Source organism: Duganella vulcania (genome assembly GCF_009857655.1).
GTDB classification, from domain to species: Bacteria; Pseudomonadota; Gammaproteobacteria; order Burkholderiales; family Burkholderiaceae_D; genus Rugamonas; species Rugamonas vulcania.
This window is the reverse complement of sequence record NZ_WWCX01000072.1, coordinates 1-18780: the sequence shown is the minus strand read 5'-3', so window position 1 is coordinate 18780 and position 18780 is coordinate 1. Positions and strand designations below refer to the sequence as shown.

The following is an 18780-nucleotide window of genomic DNA, read 5'->3' as shown; positions in this document are numbered from 1 at the left end:
CTCACTGAATGAGCAAGCAGAGATAGCGCAAGAAAGAAAAAACGACAGGGATCGGTTTTCTCCGAAAAGGCACAAGATATCTAAAAAACAATATTAAATTCTACACAGTTTCAGGCCGCGGCACCGCACGGTTGAAACCGCTTGGAGGCCGGAAAGTGACGCAAGGAGGATTTGCGAGCGCGAATAGCTGCGGGGGGAGGTACAACTCGCAGGCCGGGGCAATCTGAATCGTCCCGACCTGCCGCATTGCCTTAATTGAACTTGGTGAAATCCGGCTTGCGCTTCTCGAAGAAGGCGGTGAATGCTTCCTTCGCTTCCGGTGCGGCCAGCATGGCGCCGAAGAATTTGTTTTCGGCGGCGATGGCTTCCGTCACCGGGCCTTTGCGCGCGGCCTTCATCAACTGCTTGGTGGCGCGGATCGAGCTGGCTGGCAACGCGACCAGCTTGGCGGCCTGGCCTTCGGCAAACGCGCGCAGTTCGGCGGCCGGCACGATCTTCGATACTAGGCCCATCTCCAGCGCCTCCTGCGCCAGGAAGGCTTCGCCCAGCATCAGCTTCTCGGCGGCGCGCGGGTAGCCGGCAATTTGCGTCAACAGCAGGCTCGACGCGAACTCGGGGCACAGGCCCAGCTGCACGAACGGCATCGAGAACTTGGCGTTGTCGGCAGCGTAGACCAGGTCGCAGTGCATCAGCAGCGTGGTGCCGATGCCGACCGCCGCGCCGGCCACCGCGGCCACCACCGGCTTGGTCGAACCGCTCAGCGCCATCATGAACTTGTACACCGAACGCTCTTCGATGCCCGAGCCATCGGCCGGACGCGAGGTCTTCATGAAGTCCTCCAGGTCGTTACCTGCGGTGAAGATCTCCGGCTTGCCGACGATCAGGATGGCGCGCACGGCGACGTCCTGCTCCGCGTCGTTGATGGCGTCGGCCATGCTCTGGTACATCGCCGAGGTGATGGCGTTCTTGCGTTCCGGGCGGTTGAATTCCAGCGTCAGCACGCCGTTGGTCTTGCTGCTCAAAATATCCATGTGATCTCCAAATGATTGAAGGGCGCCGTGGTTGAACCGCAGCGCCCTTCTTTATGATTTCGTGCTTAGCTTACACGCGTTCGATGATGCCCGCTGCACCCATGCCGGCGCCGACGCACATCGTCACCATGCCGTACTTCAGGTTGTTGCGGCGCAGAGCGTGCACCACGGTCGCGGCGCGGATCGCACCGGTCGCGCCCAGCGGGTGGCCCAGGGCGATCGCGCCGCCCATCGGGTTGACCTTGGCTGGATCCAGGCCCAGATCGCCGATGACGGCCAGTGCCTGTGCCGCGAACGCTTCGTTCAGCTCGATCCAGTCCAGCTGGTCCTGGGTGATGCCGGCGGCCTTGCACGCATCAGGAATCGCGAATTTAGGACCGATGCCCATGATTTCCGGTGGCACGCCTTTAACGGCGAACGACGAGAACTTGGCCAGCGGGGTCAGGTTGTGCTCGCGCAGGAACTTCTCCGACACGACCAGCAACGCGCCGGCGCCGTCGGACATCTGCGACGAGTTGGCGGCGGTGACCGAACCCTTGGCGGCGAACACAGGCTTCAGCTTGGCCAGCGATTCCACGGTCGAATCGGCACGTGCGCCTTCGTCGGTATCAACGGTGCGGGTCTTGATCTTGATCTCGCCGGTTGCCAGGTCAGGCGTGCGGGTGATAATTTCAACCGGGGTGGTCTCGTCCTTGAAGAAACCGGCCTGCTGCGCGGCGATGGCGCGGCGGTGAGATTCAACAGCGAACGCGTCCTGCGCTTCGCGCGAGATTTTCCACTGGGTCGCCACTTTTTCAGCGGTCAGGCCCATGCCGTATGCCATGCCGACGTTCTCGTCGGTGAACATGTTCAGGTTCATCGATGGGTGATGGCCCATCATCGGCACCATCGACATCGATTCGACGCCGCCGGCGATCATCGCATCGGCTTCGCCCACGCGGATGCGGTCGGCGGCCATGGCCAGCGCGGTGATGCCCGATGCGCAGTAACGGTTGACGGTCACGCCGCCGACGGTCTTAGGCAGGCCGGCCAGCAGAACCGATTGACGGGCGATGTTGAAGCCCTGTTCCGCTTCCGGGAACGAGCAGCCGATGATGGCGTCGGTGATCAGCGCTGGATCCAGGCCAGGCGCTTGCGCCAGGGCCGATTGCAGCACGCGCACCAGCAGGTCGTCAGGGCGGGTCTTGTTGAACATGCCGCGCGGCGCCTTGCCGATCGGGGTGCGGGTGGCAGAGACGATGTATGCGTCTTGAATTTGTTTGCTCATTTTGTTCTTTCGAAAATTTTTGATCGAAGACTATGCGGAACGATTAGCTATTACGCCCGCTTCTCGGATAAATACCAATCCACTTGAACCTGTGCGGCCAGCGTGCCGGCGGCGTCGAAAATGTCGACCTCCACCGGAAACGCCACCTTGCCCTGCTCTTTCAGCTCGGCCTTCAGCGCGGCCAGATCGCCAGGGACGCGGCCTTCGGCGCGGGTGGCGCCCTTGGCTACTTTCTGGTACTGGATGCGCGATTCCTTGGCGACCGGGCGCAAGCCCAGGATCAGCTCCGCGAAGCCGCCAGCCATGGCCGCGCCGGAAGCCGTTTCGGCCAGCGTGAACAAGGCCCCGGCGTGCTGCGTGCCCAGGTGGTTATTGAGCTTCGGGTCTTCCGGCATCGACACTTTCGAAGTGCCGCTGCCGATCTCGTCGATCCTGATCCCCAGCAGGCGCACGAAGGGCAAGGTGTCCATCATTTGTTGCTTGATACGGTCATACACCATGCTTGGCCTCACGCGCAGTAAAACTTTGAAGACGAGTTTCAGGATCGACATACGCCCTTAGTTGCGGACTGGCTTACCGGTCTGCAGCATGCCCATGATGCGTTCCTGCGTCTTCGGATGGTTCAGCAGCTCCAGGAAGGCTTTACGCTCCATGTCCAGCAGCCACTGTTCGCTGACGAACGAGCCCTGGTCGATGTCGCCGCCCGACACGATCTCGGCGATCATGTCGCCCAGCTTGAAGTCGTGGGCCGAGATGAAGCCGCCGTCACGCATGTTGACCAGTTGGGCCTTGATGGTGCCCCAGCCGTAGCGGCCGGTCACCTGCACCGGCGCCTTCAGCGGCGCGCGGTAGCCCTTGTCGAACATGGCGCGCGCTTCCACCTTGGCCACGTGCAGCAGCTCGTATGGATTGAACACGATCACGTCGTCTTCCTTCAGGTAGCCCATTGCTTGCGCTTCCAGGGCCGATTTCGACACGTTGGCGGTGGCCGCGTTGGTGAAGCCGGTCTTCAGGAATTGCAGGATGTCGGTGCCCTTGGCTTCCTTGAACGCGCGCAGTGCCGCTTCTTTCAAGCCGCCGCCCGCAGGGATCAGGCCAACGCCCACTTCCACCAGGCCGATGTACGATTCGATCGAGGCCACGCGCTTCGATGCGTGCAGCGCCATTTCGCAGCCGCCGCCCAGCGCCAGGCCAGCCACAGCAGCCACCACCGGCACGTTCGAGTATTTCATCGCCATGAAGGTGTCTTGCAGTTCCTTGATGATCGGGTCGACTGCTTTCGCGCCGCCCTGCATGAACGCAGGCAGTGCCGATTGCAGGTCGGCGCCGGCCGAGAACGCGCCGCCGTCGGCCGCGTCCGCGCTCCAGATTACCAGACCCTTGAAGTTCTTCTCGGCTTCGGCCAGTGCCTTCTTGAAGCCGGCGATCACGCCAGGGCTGATCACGTGCATCTTGGTTTTCAGCGAGATCACCAGCACGTCGTCGCCCGAGTGCCACAGGCGCACGTCGTCGTCTTCATGCACGGTGGTGCCGGCGGTGCGGCCATTGGCTTCGCCCGAACCCAGTACCGGCGCGCGGAACTGCTGACGGTCGTACACGGCCAGCGACGAGCGCGGCACGAACGATTTCGATACTGCGGACCACGAACCTTCAGCGGTGTGGACGCCGCCTTTTTCAGCGACCGGGCCTTCGAATACCCAGGCTGGCAGCGGTGCGTTGCACAGCGCGTGGCCGGCTTCGATGTCTTCCTTGACCCACTGGGCCACTTGCGACCAGCCTGCGGCCTGCCACGTTTCGAACGGGCCGACGTTCCAGCCGAAGCCCCAGCGCATGGCGAAGTCGATGTCGCGCGCGTTGTCGGCCACGGTGTCCAGATGGACGGCGATGTAGTGGAAAGCGTCGCGGAAGATCGCCCACAGGAACTGGCCTTGTGGGTTGGTCGATTCGCGCAGGGCCTTCATCTTCTTGACCGGATCTTTTTCCTTCAGGATGCGGGCGATGATGTCGGCAGCCTTGGCGCCGCCGGCGACGTATTCACCGGTGGCGAAGTCCAGGCGTTGGATTTCCTTGCCAACTTTTTTGTAGAAGCCGGCGCCGGTCTTCTGGCCCAGCGCGCCTTTTTCCACCAGGCCAGCCAGCACGGCCGGGGTCTTGTACACGGCGGCGAACGGATCGTTCGGCAGGTAGTCCTGCATGGTCTTGATCACATGGCCCATGGTGTCCAGGCCGACCACGTCCGCGGTGCGGAAGGTGCCCGACTTGGCGCGGCCCAGCTTGGCGCCGGTCAGGTCGTCGACCACGTCCACCGACAGGCCGAATTTCTCGGCTTCGTGCACGATCGCCAGGATGCCGAACACGCCAACGCGGTTGGCGATGAAGTTAGGCGTGTCTTTGGCGCGAACCACGCCCTTGCCCAGGGTGGTGGTCAGGAAGCCTTCCAGCTGGTCGCTGATTTCCGGCTTGGTGAACTCGGTCGGGATGATTTCGACCAGGTGCATATAGCGCGGTGGGTTGAAGAAGTGCACGCCGCAGTAGCGCGATTTCAGGTCGGCGTCGAAGCCTTCGGACAGCTTGGTGATCGACAGGCCCGAGGTGTTCGAGGCGAAGATCGCGTTGGCGCCGATGTGCGGAGCGACCTTCTTGTACAGGTCATGCTTCCAGTCCATGCGCTCGGCGATGGCTTCGATGATCAGGTCGCACTCGGCCAGCTTGGCCAGGTCGTCTTCGTAGTTGGCTACTTCGATCAGCGCGGCGTGGTCCTTGTTGCCCAGTGGTGCAGGCGACAGCTTTTTCAGGTTCTCGATGGCGCGCAGCACGATGCCATTTTTTGGGCCTTCTTTTGCCGGCAGGTCGAACAGCACCACTGGCACTTTGGCGTTGACGCAATGAGCGGCGATTTGCGCGCCCATCACGCCGGCGCCCAGCACGGCTACTTTTTTAACGATGAAATTGGTCATGTCGTTTCCTCTAGGTTCTTAGAACAGGTCGGCGTCGAGAGCCATCAGGTTGGCGGAGCCCGAACGTGCCTGGCGAATCAGGGTTGCAGTTTCTGGCTGCAGGCGGGCGAAGTAGAAGCGCGCCGTGGCCAGCTTGGCTTTGTAGAAATTGTCGCCGCTGTCTTCCTTGGCCAGGGCGATTTTCGCCATCTGTGCGAAGAAGTAGCTGTACACCATGTGGCCGACCACGCGCAGGTAAGGTACGCATGCCGCGCCGACTTCGTCCGGGTTCTGGAAGGCTTTCATGCCGATTTCCATGGTCAGCTTGGTGACCTTGTCGCCCAGGTCGCCCAGCGGGGTGACGAATTCGCTCATCGCTTCGTCGGTGCCGTTGTCTTCCACGAAGGCCTTGATCTTCTCGCCGAACTTGCGCAGCTTGGCGCCGTTGTCGCCCAGGATCTTACGGCCCAGCAGGTCCAGCGACTGGATGGTGTTGGTGCCTTCGTAGATCAGGTTGATGCGGGCGTCGCGCACGTACTGCTCCATGCCCCATTCGGAGATGTAGCCGTGGCCGCCGAACACTTGCATCGCTTCCGAAGTGGAGATCCAGGCGTTGTCGGTGATGAAGGCCTTGACGATCGGGGTCAGCAGCGCGACTTCGTCGGCGGCTTCCTTGCGCACTTCTTCGTCAGGGTGGTGCAGTTCGCGGTCGATCTGCAGCGCGACGTAGGAGGTGAAGGCGCGCGCACCTTCGGCGTAGGCCTTGCCGGTCAACAGCATGCGGCGCACGTCAGGGTGGACGATGATCGGATCGGCCGGCATTTCCGGATTCTTCACGCCCGACAGCGAGCGCATCTGGATGCGGTCCTTGGCGTAGATCAGCGCGTTCTGGTAGGCGACTTCGGTCAGGCCCAGCGACTGCATGCCCACGCCCAGGCGGGCCGCGTTCATGAACACGAACATGGCGTTCAGGCCCTTGTTCGGCTGGCCGATGATCCAGCCCTTGGCGCCGTCCAGGTTCATCTGGCAGGTCGAGTTGCCGTGGATGCCCATTTTCTCTTCGATGGCGCCGCAGGTGATCGGGTTGCGTTCGCCGACCGAGCCGTCTTCCTTCGGCAGGTACTTCGGCACCAGGAACAGCGAGATGCCTTTCGAGCCTTCCGGCGCGTCCGGCACGCGGGCCAGCACCAGGTGCAGGATGTTTTCCGACATGTCGTGCTCGCCGGCCGAGATGAAGATCTTGTTGCCGGTGATCAGCCAGGAGCCATCGGCCTGTGGCAGCGCTTTCGAGCGCAGCATGCCCAGGTCGGTGCCGCAGTGCGGTTCGGTCAGGCACATGGTGCCGGTCCACTCGCCCGAAACCAGCTTCGGCAGGTAGACTTTCTTCTGTTCGTCGGTGCCGTGTTCCTTCAGGCACTCGTAGGCGCCGTGCGACAGGCCCGGGTACATGGTCCATGCCTGGTTGGCCGAGTTCAGCATCTCGTAGAACGAGTTGTTCAGCACCACTGGCAGGCCCTGGCCGCCGAATTCAGGATCGCAGGCCAATGCCGCCCAGCCGCCGTCGACGTACTGCTTGTACGCTTCCTTGAAGCCTTTAGGCGTGGTCACGGTGTGGGTCGCGGCGTCGTGCTTGCAGCCTTCGCGGTCGCCCGAGTGGTTCAGGGGGAACAGCACTTCAGCGGTGAACTTGCCGCCTTCTTCCAGCACCTGATTGATGATGTCGGCATCGACTTCGGAATAGTCCGGCAGCGATTTCAGTTCCTCTTCCACTTTCAGGAACTCGTGCAGAACGAATTGCATATCCCGGATTGGCGCGACGTATTGACCCATGATTTTCTCCTGATGACTTTTGTAGTGACTACGATGTGAATTAGTGTGTTTTACGTTATTGCTGCGCCACCACCGCGGACGGCGTTTGCGGATTGCGGTACGTTTCGATCAAGCGCTCGAAGCCGATGCCGGCCCGGCCCAGGCTGCCCGGTATGCGCAGGAAACGCGCATCGTGGTGCAGGGCCAGGATCAGGCCGTACATTTCGTACACCAGCTGCTGCGGATCGGTGTCGGCCTTGAGGTCGCCGCATTCGATGCACTGCTTCACGCAGCGCAGCAGCGCGCCCTGCCAGGCGCCAACCATGGCCATCAGCTCTTCGCGGATCGGACCTGGACGGTCGTCATACTCCACCGCGCCGCTGATATAGATGCAGCCCGACGCCACCTCCACGCTGACCCGCTTGACCCAGCGCGCGAACATCGATTTGAGCCGCTGGATGCCGCGCGGTTCCTTGACGCTGGGGAAAAACACTTCCTGTTCGAAACGATGGTGGTACAGCTTAAGGACTTCCAACTGCAAATCTTCACGCGAGCCGAAGTGTGCGAACACGCCGGACTTGCTCATGTTCATCTTATCCGCGAGCAATCCGATGGTCAGACCTTCCAGACCATCACGGCTGGCCAGGTCGAGCGCCACGTCCAGGATTGCTGCGCGGGTCAGTTCGCCTTTGCGCATAAATTTAGTTGAGGTATTAATAAGATTGCGTCCCAAGGTAACATTCACGGAGAGAAATGAGTATTCTGCTCCAGTTGAATTTACTCCGTGTGAAAAGAATTGCGAACGCTCGTACTATTATCCAGCGAGGGGTAAATGTCAAACAGTACCGTTAGAGGTGGCGTTCTATTGCTGCGGCGCATCAAATATACAACGTGAGCGTGGCTCCTGTATGTGAAAAAATTCCCATGGGAATGGTTTTTGCCGTGCATCAAAATCGTCTTCGGCCATGTGCGTACAGTTGGGCCATGAGCCATCCCGACAACAACTGTGGACCACCCCATGTCATGTGCGGAAATTCCCGCTTCGGATAGACAGCCCCTCTCGCGGACGCCGCACTGTCACATCCCGCGCGGACCGCTTCAGCCAATTCCCATTCAATGCAGAATGCTCAATTGGCCTAAACAAAGATCAACCACGGAGGTCACGATGAGCATTGCATCCATGAACGTTTTGAACAAAATTCGGCCATACGCCCTTGCGCTTCTTAGCTTCGGAACGCTACTAGTTGTAGAAAGCTCATCGGCATCCGCAAAAGAAGTAACGCCCATTCAACTTGAAAAGTTTAGCTTAGCCGCTCCGCCGACGCCATGCGTGCGCGAGAAGGATCACATGCCATCCACGCGTGACCCCGTCGCGTATCAGTTGTTTAACGAGGCACGCAAAATTTGGCGTAGCAAACCCTGGGGGCAGTTAACCGAACAACAGGAAGATAGGATATTCGACGACACACGAAAGGCTGCGGCTCTCGGGGATTGGGAAGCGCGCGTATTGTTAGCTGAACTTTACACAAGAGGTCTTGAAAATAAAAAAAGAAATAGCCCCAGATCCCTAGGGGAAATATCTAAAGAGATCGAATTAGCCCACACCAAGGTAGTCGATCTCGCTCGTACTGCAGCCGATGCCGGCCAACCATGGGGTTGGTACAGCCTTGCGGTTGCCTATGAAAATGGCTACGGCAATCTGGTCAAAAATACAGATAAGGCGATGGCATATTATTTGTACGCTGCGAAACTTGGAAGCCCGGAAGCTCAGATGGCTCTGGCCGATACCTATTTCAAAACGCAACAATGGCAAAATGAAACTGCCCTACGGCGATGTGCATACCAGCAGGGACACGGACCGGCAGCATATATATTGGGACTAAGGGCTGGTTACGATAAGCGCTACGCGGAAGCTCTACAGATATACCAACAAGGGGTAAAGTTCGGAAGCGGGGCTTGTGCACGGGCACTCAATGCAGTGTTTCAACAAGGCGCTTGGGGTTGGAATTTTGAAGAAGAATTCAAAGGCTTGAAGGCGTTAGGAATTCATATGGATCGGGAGCGAGAGAAACGCTACGAGTCGATCTACGAAGCACTTGAAATTAACCCTGACCTGCGATTTAGCAAGCTGGACCTGTTACTTCCGCTGCCTCCTTCTAAATTGCCAGCATGGCCCGGAGTTAACAATCTAGCGGATGTCGTTCCCGATGATCACCCTACCTACTAAGATGAACTGTCCGCAGGGCCGATCCGGATTCCATACGGTGTCGATAAGATCACTACGGGTCACGAGGCTGACCGACGACGAACCTTCTGTCGCCGATCATGGGTGCAAGACCGATTCGATGCGCACAGTCAGCGGTGTGCGCAGGCGGGCGGCGAAGGCGGTCACGCGGCGCTGCCAGGCGGCGGCGTCGCGCACCTCGCCGGACCAGCTGGCGATGGCGCCCACGTAATAGCGCAGCGGCTGGCCGGGGCGGATGGGCGCCAGGATCAGCTCGTTGGCGGCGTCGGCCGCGTAGGCCGGTTCACCAGACGGCAGCACGATGGCCACGCCGAAATCGCCGGCGCTGCGCTGGGTGACCCACTGCGTCAGCGCGCGTGCCGCCGGCAGCGGCGTGGCGGCCACCTTGGGCTCCTGGGGCGCGTAGGCCGGTGTTTTATTGAGGCCGATGGCGGCGGTCAGGCTTGCCGGGCCGCTGAAGCTGAAGGTGCTGTCGATCTGGTCGAAGTCGTGGCCGGCGTCGACGGTGAAGCGCTTCACTTCCGAGACCTTGGCGCCAGCCGCGTCCCAGGCGTCGTAGCTCAGCTCGAAGATGGCGCGGATCGGGCCGTTGGCGATGACTTTCCATTTGGCGTAGTTGCGGCTGGTGTACAGCTGCTTGCCATCCCAGATGCCGGTGCCGCCGGCGCCGCGCGTGGTGCCGACGCCGTACATGTCCAGCCCCTCGCCCTCGTCCTTGTGGTAATGGTCGTGGCCCTTGTTGTACCAGCGGTCGACGATGGGATAGCGTACCCGCTTGAACCAGATGTCCAGCCCGCTCGTCACCAGCACTTCCTTGCCGCTGCCCTGCGTGTCGGGCGCGGCAAGCGCCTGGCCGTAGGTGCGGTGCGCGATGCGGTCGTTTTCCCACGCGAAGTCGTCCAGCCGCTCCGGCACGTAGCGGGCGAAGGCCTGCACCGGGAACGGCGGCGCCACCGCCTCGCTCTTCTCCACCGTGAAACTGGCACTGTGCTCGCCTGCGGCGAAGTCGTGCTGGAAGATCAACTCCCCGTAGGCGATGCCCTTGCCCTGCGGGTCCTTGGCCTCCGGCGCGACGTTGGTCACCTGGTACGGCAAGCTGTGGCCGGCCGCGTCGCGCACGGTCAGGTGTTGCAACAGCGCGCCCGGCAAGGCCTGGTTGACCTCGGCCCACGGGATGGCGATGGTTTCGGCCGGACGCGCCGCATCGAGCTCGTGAGTGGCCGTGACGGCCAGCCGTTCCGCCGCGCCGGCGGAGGTGCCGGCCAGCGCCAGCAAGAGTGCGTAACGTGCGTGCATGTCAGTATTTCACCGGATAGTCTTTGGGGAATTGACGGCCCGAGTACGCCAGCTTCTGCGTCCAGTCCTGCGCCGGCGCGGTCCAGTAGGCGTCGTTCTCAGGCAAGCCCAGCGACAGGAATCCCTCGGAGGCGATGTACATGCTGCCGTTGTTGGAGTACCAGTCGCCCAGCTCGGGATGGTGGCCGACGAAGCCGATGTTGAGGAAGCCGTCGCGGGTGAAGTTGCTCGGCCCGGACCACACCGTCTGGTGCACGGCGTGCAGCGCGGCGCGTACCTGTCCGGCCGGCAGGCTGGCCGGCAATTGCTTGCGCCAGGCCAGCAGGCCCAGCGGCTGGAACACGGCGGTGCGGTAGGTCAGCGAGCGGCCGATCGGCGGGTAGGTGCCGGTCGGCGAGATGAAACGCTCCAGGTGCTCGCAATAGCGCTGCGTGCGTTGCAGCGCCTGCGCCAGCAGTTCCTCCGGCTTGGCGTTCCAGAACGGTCCCTTGCAGCGAACCAGCACTTCCAGGATTTCCAGCAGCATCGGGTACATCACGTACGAGCAGTAGTAGTCGAAGTGGAAGGATTCGCCGTCCTTGATCCAGCCGTCGCCCACGTACCACTCGTTGATTTTGCGGATGGCAAGGTTCATGCGCAGCGGATCGGCTTCCTCGCCGATCGACAACAGCCAGGCTTCGTTCATGGCGGCGAACAGCAGCCAGTTGATGTAAGGCGGCTCGATCCGTCGCAGGCTCTTGATCTCGGCGATGATGCGCTGCTTGGTGACGCGGTCCAGCGGCTCCCACAGCGCTTTCGGCGCGCGCATCAGCGCATTGGTGAAGTAGGCCGAATCGACCAGGGTCTGGCCCGGCCCCTTCCACAGCAGGTAGTCCGGGTTCTTCGGGTCGACCGAGTTGGTGTAGCTTTGCAGCGCCAGCTGTTGCAGGCGATGGCGCGTCTTGCCCTCGGCCGTGCCGTCGTCCGGCAGCGCCAGCCAGGGCGCCGCGCCGGCGATCAGGCGGCCGAAGCATTCAAGGTAGGCGACGCCGGGATCGCGGCCGTCCCACGTCGGACTGAGCTCCAGCGGAAAGTTCTTCTTCAGCTTGCCCTGCGCCATATTCGACAGCACCGGCTCGGCCATCTGCTGCAGCAGGCCGGCCATGTAGGCGCGCTCGCCGCCGGCGGCCGGCGCGCTGTCGGCGGCGCCGGCGTTCATCAAGCCGGTGGCGGCCGTGCCGGCCAGCACCGCCTGCATAAAGTTGCGACGTTCCATCGTGTCTCCTTATTTTTGATCGAGCAAGCGTACCAGTTCCGCCGACGCCAGCAGGAAAGCGCCCACGCCGAAATCGGCGGTCGAATTCTGGTCCACCACCTGGCCCGGTATCGCACGGTCGCCGATAGGCTGAACGTAGCCGACACGGCCGTCCGGTTGCAGCGCCACCTTGCTCAGGTAATGCCAGCCTTTGCGCGCCACCGGCAGATACTCGTCGCGCGCCAGCACGCCGTGGTTGATGCCCCACAGGTAGCCGTAGGTGAAGAAGGCGGTGCCGCTGGTCTCCGGCCCCGGCGCGTGCTGCGGATCGAGCAGGCTGCGGGTCCAGTAGCCTTCCGGTTGCTGGGCGCGCTTGAGCGCCTGCGCCATGTCCTTGAAGCGGGCCACGTAATCGGCGCGGTGCGGATCGTCGGCCGGCAGCTCGTCCAGCACGCGGGCCAGCGCGGCGAACACCCAGCCGTCACCGCGCGACCAGAAGTCCTTCTTGCCGTTGACGCTGGCGTGCGCGGGATAAACGTACTTGGCGTCGCGGTAATACAGGTGCTCGACCGGGTCGTACATGATGCTGTTGGCGTACTCGAAATACTGGTGCAGCTTTTCCAGGTAGCGACGGTCGCCTGTCACGCCGTACAGCTTGGTCATCACCGGCATCACCATGTACAGGCCATCGGACCACCACCAGTAATCATCGCGCGCGGTGCTCATCTCGTATTCCATCACCTCGCGGGCGCGGGCGATCTTGCGCGGGTCGGGGGCCAGCTTGTACAGGTCGGTGTAGGTCTGGAAGCAGATCTGCCAGTCGCCGAACAGCACGTGATCGTCGGTCTCGCCGTAGGTGTGTTGCCAGCGGCTCTTGTCCGGCGAGCGCGCGCCCATCCATTGGTTGTGCTCGGCCCAGGCCTCGGCATAGCGCCGGTAGGCCTCGTTGTGCGTGACCTGATAGGCCGCCATATTGCCCGTCTGGTAGGCAGCCACGTGCCAGAACGCCCACTGCTGCGCAGGCGTGCTGCGTTGCCAGTGTCCGTTGACCTGGTCGATGATGGCGACCACCTCCGCCCTGCTGGCGTCGATGGCCGCGCCGTCCTTTGCCGGCGTGGCGCAGCCGCCCAGCGTGACGGCCAGCACCAACAGCAATCCTTGCGCGTATTTTTTTAGGTTCATAGTGTCATGTAAAAAAGGGCCGAAGGCGCGGGACCGCCACCTTCGGCATAAATGCCCGGAACCATGACGTGGCTCCGGTCTGGAGTGCTCGGGTCATCTCAACATCATTCAAGGCTTCCACTGCCATACTTGCACTGGCGACGTCGCGCCGGCGGACGCGCCCTCGCCGTCCAGCTGGCGCACATCCTGCACGAACAAGTGCAGCTCGCCGCGTCGCCGCCACAGCTCGGTGTCGAACGACGGCTCCCACGCACCCACCGGCGCCGTGCCCAGGTCGCGCACGGTCCAGCGCGGCCGGTGCAAGTCGGCGACGGTGGCCACCGATACCTTGTCGCCGCGCTCGGCATCGCGGAACACCAGCAGGGCGCGCCGATGGTCCACCATGATCTGCGGCCGCGATATCGGTATCGCCTTCGTGCCCAGGCCGCTCAGTGAAAACGGCGTGTGGCGGAAATTTAGATCGAGTTGCCGCCACGCGCCGCCATCGCGGTACAACAGGTGATACTGCGGCACCGTCGATCCTGCCACGCGCCAGTAGCTGGCGATCACCGGTTCGCCATCGACGCCCGCCGCCATCGAGGTCTGGTTGATCAGCTCGCTGTTCTGCGGAATGTGCGCGGCGTACTCGGCGCTGCCGGCCGTGATCGGCAGCGTGTAGCGTTCGCCGCCGCTGCGTTCCCACGTCAGGCCGCCGTCGCGCGAGCGGGCGTAGGCCATGTCGTGGTTGCTGGCCACGTCCGGCGATTCGCGCCACACCCACGACAGGTGGATGGTGCCGGCGCGGTCGACGAAGGCTTGCCAGTAGGCGCTGCGCTGACCTTCCCCGTCGATCAGCTTGCTGTGCAGCCGGGTCCAGCTGGCACTCGCCACGTCGTAGCGGTTCATCACCAGGTTGCCGTGACCGGAGCCGCCGTCGCGGTAGAGAAACAGCAGGCCACCGTCCGGGCAGCGGAAGAACTCGGGATAGGTGGCCGAGTCCTCGTCCTTGCCCAGCATCGGCGTTTCCGGCCCCAGCTCCAGCGCGCCGGGGCGCGTGCCGCGTGCGTACCGCAGGCGCTGGTTGTGCGCGTCCCACGCCAGGTGCAGGTAGCCGGCGCCGTCCACCATGATGCTGATGCTGTTGTGCGCGTCGGCCGCGTTGCCGCGGTACGGCGTGCGCCGCAGCGTCCAGCGCGTGCTGCCCAGTTTGCGCTTGCCCAGCACCACGGCCGCGTCCTTGTCGTAGAAGGCGATGTATTGCGTGTCGCCATCCGACACCAGCGAGTTCTTGCGGAACACCACGGCATTGACCGAGTTGTTCGCCCAGCCCGGCGCGACATCGACCACGCGGGCGGCACCGGCCTGCGCCGAGCAGGCGATGCAGGCCAGCAGCAACGGCAGCAGATGCTTAGAACTTGCCACGCAGTCCAACCTTGATGGTGCGGCCGTCGTACTTGGCGTAGTCCATGCGTGTCTTCTTGCCGCTGCCGTACTGGCCGCTGGCATCCTCGAAGTAATCATAGGACAGCGTGTTGGACAGGTTCATGGCGTCGATGCGCAGCTCCAGCTGTTCGTTGATCTTGTAGCTGGCGTTGGCGTCCAGGTAGCCGCGTCCCGCGCGCCAGCGGATCAGGTCATCGCCCAGGTTGCGCGGATTGTCCGAGTGCAGTGAGCGGCCCTTGTAGTTGTAGGACATGCGCAGCGCCAGCGGTCCGCGCTCATAGTAGGCGGTGGTGCTGTAGGCATACTTCGGCACCGAGTTGACCTCGATCTCCTTGCCGGCGTTGGTGATCCACTTGGCGCTGTTGAACGGATCGATGTGGGTGTAGCTGGCCAGCGCGCCGAAGCCCTTGAACGGTTCCGGCAGGAAGGTGAACGCCTGCTGGTAGGCCAGCTCGTAACCCTTCAGCGTCTGCTCGCCGGCGTTGGTGTAGCTGCGCAGAGTCATCGGCAGGTTGGGGTCGACGTGGCCGTTGGCGTCCTGGAAGATCGCGCCCAGCGCCGTGTCCGGCAAGCCCAGCGCGCCGAAGGTGGTGTTGGTGGTGTTGGCCACGGTGGCATCGGTCAGCTTCTTGCGGAACACGGCGGCCGACAGCAGGCTGCCCGGCTGGAAGTACCACTCCAGGCTGGTGTCCAGGTTCTTCGATTGCTGCGGCTTCAGGCTGGCGTTGCCGGCGGTGGCCGAGTTGTCGAAGGGATTCGGGATGACGGTCTGCGCCGCGATGATCGACAGCGAGGCCCGGCTCACGGTCTTGCCCCACGAGGCGCGCCACATCAGGTTCTCGGTCACGTCCAGCGCCGCGCTGAAGGCTGGCAGCACATTGCTGTAGGTGCCCTGCTCGTGGTTGGCGGCGTAGGTCAGGCTGGCGCCCTGCTGCTTGAAGTTGTCGATGCCGGTCTCGGTGCGCGAGTAGCGCACGCCGGCGTTGAAGCGCAGCTCATGGCCGGCGACCTCGCCCTTGAAATCGGACTGGATGAAGCCGGTCGACACTTTTTCCGTCGCGCTGAAGCTTTGCGCCGGCGTGAACGTGGCTTCGGTGTTGTAGGCCAGCGGATCGAAGGCTGAGTAGGTGGCGCCGCGGGTGAAGGTGCCCCAGGCATGCGGCCAGCCGGCGCCCATGTCGAGATTGTCGACCGGCAGCGAGGTGGTCATCAGGCCGCGCATGCCGGCGTTGCCCAAGCCGTTGAGCTTGGCCGTGGCGGCGGCCGTGCCGTTGCGCTTGGCGATGCCCTTGGTGGTTTCCACGTACACCACGCCGGCCTTCAGGTGGCCGGTCCAGTCGCCTGGCAGGTCGTAGTCCCAGTCGGCCACCAGACGGCCCTGCTTGCCCTTGTCGGTCTCGCGGGTCCAGGTGGTGCCGACGCCGAAGCCCTGGTAGTTGTTCAGGTCGGTGTAGCTGGAGGTCGACGACAGCGATGGATAGACGTGGTCGCTGCCGTAGTCGATGGTGGAGTCGACGCCGAAGATCTGGGCCGACAACGTGTCCTGGTAGGTGAGCGCGTTGCTGTTGTTGGCGCTCAGCTGGCCGGTCAGCGCCAGCTTGCTGGTGGCGGCCCAGCGGCCGTTCAAGGCGGCATAGCCGAACTTGGTCTCGTCCTCGCTGTAGGTCACGCCGCTGCTGTACGAGGTGTTGCCGAAGGTGCCGGTCAACAGGTTGGAGTCCGGATCGATGTGCACGTTCAGCGGCACCAGGCCGTTGTGGCCGTTCTGGCCGGCCGGCGCGGCGCGGTTGGTGGTCTTGCTGTTGCGGATCAGCAGGCCCATGTACATCTCGTCGCGGTGGTTGGTCAGCTTGGAACCGAGCACGTCCAGACTCAGGTTCAGGTCGGCCGTCTTGTATTGCAGCGACGAGACCAGGCCGTCGCGGGTGCGCTCGTTGGCCGAGCCGTAGAAGCGGTAGATGCGCGGCAGCAGCGCGTTGTCGATCTGGCTGCGGGTGTAGCCGCCGAGGTTGGCGCGCGGATCGTCGTAGTCCAGCTGCATCGCGAAGTTGCCCTTGACCGGGCTCTGGCTGCCGCGCGCCGAGCTGTTGTAGCCGCCGGTGGCCTCGAAGCCGGAGCGGTTGTTGGTACTGGCCGAATGCGAGACGCCGGCCAGGAAGCCCCAGTTGCCCCAGGTGTTGGAGTACAGCGCGAAGCCCATCGGGTCGGCGTTCTTCGACATGGTGTTGTACGCCTCGGACACGGCGTAGCGGATGGTGCGCTTGGGATTGTCGAACGGACGCGGGGTCTGCAGGTCGACCACGCCGCCCAGGCCGCCTTCGCTCAACTCGGCCAGCGGCGACTTGTAGAAATCGACCCGGCCAAACAGTTCCGACGCGAACACGTCGTAATTGAAGCCGCGCGCCGCGCTGCCGATGGTGCTGGTGGAGGTGGTGTTGACCGGCGCGCCGTTGAGCGTGGTCACCGAGTATTCGGTCGGCAGGCCGCGGATCGAGATGCGCTGGCCTTCGGCCGAGCTTTCGTCGCGGTTGAGGATGATGCCGGGCACCCGCTGCAATGATTCGGCGATGTTCGCCTCGGGGAATTTGCCGATGTCCTCCGCCACGATGGAATCGCGCACGCCGATGGCCTGCTGCTTGAGGTTCAAGGCTTTTTGCAGGCTGGAGCGGAAGCCGGTGACCACCACCGTGTTCGGCTCGGCGGCGGCGCCCTCTGCCGGCGCGGCTGGCGCGGCCGCCTGCTGGGCGGCCGCGTCGTTGCCGTAGGCCGCTGCCAATGCCAGCGGCAGCAGAGTGGCGAGTAGTTTTTTATGCATTATTTCCCCCGTTGTTGTGTGCAACAATCTAAAGATTCACTGTGTAGTTTTGTCACGGCGCGCCGGTGTCTCCTGAAAAACGCGCCACGTTGCCTGATTTTTCGGCATGTGGTCACGTTACCATCCCTTAAACTCATCGTACAACTGAAATCTTCAACGGCCACAGCGGATGTGGTATCGTAACCACATGACAAAAGCCAGCAAACTTAGTGAAGTAGCGAAAATCGCCGGGGTGTCGCCGATCACCGCCTCGCGGGCGATCCGCGGCAATGGCTACGTGTCGGAAGCGGCGCGCACGCGCGTGCTGGCCGCCGCCGCGCAGCTGAACTACACGCCCGACATGCTGGCGCGCCGCATGCGTGGCGACAAAAGCAAACTGATCGGCGTGTTCGTCAACCACTACGGCTCGCTGGTGCTGCACGAGATCACCAAGGCCATCAGCGACGAGGCGCGCCGCCAGGGTTACGACATCCTGCTGTACAACGCCGAGCGCTTCGACCTGCCCAGCCGCATGGAAACCTGCGCCATGCTGAGCCAGCTGTGCGCCGGCCTGGTGCTGCTGTTGCCGAACGCGGCAGACGGCTACCTCGACGTGCTCGAGCGCCAGCGCCTGCCCTGCGTGTTCGTCGGCTTCGACGCGCGCCCGGTCGAACTGCCGGTGGTGGTGGTGGAAAACCGCGCCGGCGCCCGCGCAGCGGTCGAACACTTGCTGTCGCTGGGCCACCGCCGCATCGCCTTCATCGGCGGCACGGCCGGCACCGGCCAGGGCGCCGAGCGGCTCAAGGGCTACAACGACGCGCTGCTGGCGGCAGGCCTGGCGCCCGATCCGGCGCTGGCGGTGGACGGCAACTTCTCGCAGAATGGCGGCTACGCGGCCACCGAAAAACTGCTGTCGCTGGCGGCGCCGCCAACCGCCATCTTCGCCGCCAACGACGAGACCGCCTTTGGCGCCATCGACGCCATCCACAGCCGTGGCCTGGAGGTGCCGGACGATATCTCGGTGATCGGCTTCGACGATATTTCCACGTCCAGCTTTGTGCATCCGCCGCTGACCACGATGCGCCAGTCCAACGCCGACATGGCGACGCGCGCCGTCAGCGAATTGCTGGCGCAGATACAGGGCGAGGAGATGCAGGCCAAGCGCATCGGCTTCCCGCTGGAGCTGGTGGTGCGCAGTTCCACCGGGCCGCTGCGCCGGCCTGGCTGATGGACAAGGGCGGCGCCGTGGCCGGGCAGCGCGCCGCCTGGGGCGTGGCCTCGGCCGGCCTGCTGGCGGTGCTGTTCTGGCTGCTGGTGGGCGACTTGGCGATCTCGATCCGCGAACGCGCCGCGCTGCCCAGCGGCCTGGAACTGCTGCGCCGCAACGGCGCCTCCGACACCACCACCTCGCTGCTGATGTCGACCGTGCCGGCGCTGCTGAGCGTGCTGCTGGTGCCGCTGCTCGGCTACCACTCGGACCGCCTGCGCAGCCGCTGGGGCCGGCGCCGGCCCTTCCTGCTGGTGGCCGCGCCGGTCGGCTGCGCCGCCATGCTGGGCCTGGCCT

At 63.3% G+C, this 18780-nt stretch carries 14 protein-coding genes; 3 read left to right on the top strand and 11 right to left on the bottom strand.

Going from position 1 to position 18780, the window contains the following annotated elements; translation table 11 throughout:
• Window positions 1-251: 251 nt before the first annotated feature.
• The 6 genes from GTP90_RS26490 to GTP90_RS26465 all read right to left on the bottom strand — a co-directional run bounded on the left by GTP90_RS26490 (window position 252) and on the right by GTP90_RS26465 (window position 7740).
• Window positions 252-1031 carry an enoyl-CoA hydratase gene (locus GTP90_RS26490; RefSeq protein ID WP_161086311.1) on the bottom strand — a complete coding sequence of 260 codons (780 nt, stop codon included), beginning with the start codon at window positions 1029-1031 and terminating at the stop codon, window positions 252-254.
• Window positions 1032-1101: 70 nt separating this feature from the next.
• A complete protein-coding gene (locus GTP90_RS26485; protein ID WP_161086310.1) occupies window positions 1102-2298 on the bottom strand; it encodes an acetyl-CoA C-acyltransferase in 1197 nt (398 codons plus the stop codon).
• 50 nt (window positions 2299-2348) lie between these two features.
• Window positions 2349-2798 carry a PaaI family thioesterase gene (locus tag GTP90_RS26480; RefSeq protein ID WP_026334897.1) on the bottom strand — a complete coding sequence of 150 codons (450 nt, stop codon included), beginning with the start codon at window positions 2796-2798 and terminating at the stop codon, window positions 2349-2351.
• Window positions 2799-2855: 57 nt separating this feature from the next.
• A complete protein-coding gene (locus GTP90_RS26475; protein WP_161086309.1) occupies window positions 2856-5255 on the bottom strand; it encodes a 3-hydroxyacyl-CoA dehydrogenase/enoyl-CoA hydratase family protein in 2400 nt (799 codons plus the stop codon).
• Between the two features lie 18 nt (window positions 5256-5273).
• Window positions 5274-7064 (bottom strand): acyl-CoA dehydrogenase C-terminal domain-containing protein, encoded by a 1791-nt coding sequence (locus GTP90_RS26470; RefSeq protein WP_161086308.1) that lies wholly within the window; start codon window positions 7062-7064, stop codon window positions 5274-5276.
• Window positions 7065-7119: 55 nt separating this feature from the next.
• A complete protein-coding gene (locus GTP90_RS26465; RefSeq protein ID WP_161086307.1) occupies window positions 7120-7740 on the bottom strand; it encodes a TetR/AcrR family transcriptional regulator in 621 nt (206 codons plus the stop codon).
• Window positions 7741-8208: 468 nt separating this feature from the next.
• Between GTP90_RS26465 and GTP90_RS26460 the strand changes: the two genes are divergently transcribed.
• The gene (locus GTP90_RS26460; RefSeq protein WP_161086306.1) at window positions 8209-9270 is read left to right on the top strand and encodes a tetratricopeptide repeat protein; all 1062 of its coding nucleotides are present in this window, start codon (window positions 8209-8211) and stop codon (window positions 9268-9270) included.
• A gap of 96 nt (window positions 9271-9366) precedes the next feature.
• Here GTP90_RS26460 and GTP90_RS26455 read toward each other — a convergent pair whose 3' ends face one another.
• From GTP90_RS26455 to GTP90_RS26435, 5 genes are all read right to left on the bottom strand, one after another.
• Window positions 9367-10584, bottom strand: a complete 1218-nt coding sequence (locus GTP90_RS26455; protein ID WP_161086305.1) for a DUF4861 family protein — start codon at window positions 10582-10584, stop codon at window positions 9367-9369.
• A gap of 1 nt (window position 10585) precedes the next feature.
• A complete protein-coding gene (locus tag GTP90_RS26450; protein WP_161086304.1) occupies window positions 10586-11839 on the bottom strand; it encodes a DUF2264 domain-containing protein in 1254 nt (417 codons plus the stop codon).
• Between the two features lie 9 nt (window positions 11840-11848).
• A complete protein-coding gene (locus tag GTP90_RS26445; protein WP_161086303.1) occupies window positions 11849-13000 on the bottom strand; it encodes a glycoside hydrolase family 88/105 protein in 1152 nt (383 codons plus the stop codon).
• Between the two features lie 108 nt (window positions 13001-13108).
• Window positions 13109-14401 (bottom strand): BNR repeat-containing protein, encoded by a 1293-nt coding sequence (locus tag GTP90_RS26440; protein ID WP_371875133.1) that lies wholly within the window; start codon window positions 14399-14401, stop codon window positions 13109-13111.
• Window positions 14388-17237 carry a TonB-dependent receptor gene (locus GTP90_RS26435; RefSeq protein ID WP_161086301.1) on the bottom strand — a complete coding sequence of 950 codons (2850 nt, stop codon included), beginning with the start codon at window positions 17235-17237 and terminating at the stop codon, window positions 14388-14390. Before GTP90_RS26435 ends, GTP90_RS26440 begins: the two co-directional genes overlap by 14 nt.
• Before the next feature lie 187 nt (window positions 17238-17424).
• Between GTP90_RS26435 and GTP90_RS26430 the strand changes: the two genes are divergently transcribed.
• Window positions 17425-18444: a LacI family DNA-binding transcriptional regulator gene (locus tag GTP90_RS26430; RefSeq protein WP_161086300.1), complete on the top strand. Its 1020-nt coding sequence runs from the start codon at window positions 17425-17427 to the stop codon at window positions 18442-18444.
• On the top strand, window positions 18444-18780 hold a 337-nt coding region (locus GTP90_RS26425), incomplete at its 3' end, for an MFS transporter (RefSeq protein ID WP_175048247.1). The genes GTP90_RS26430 and GTP90_RS26425, both read left to right, overlap by 1 nt.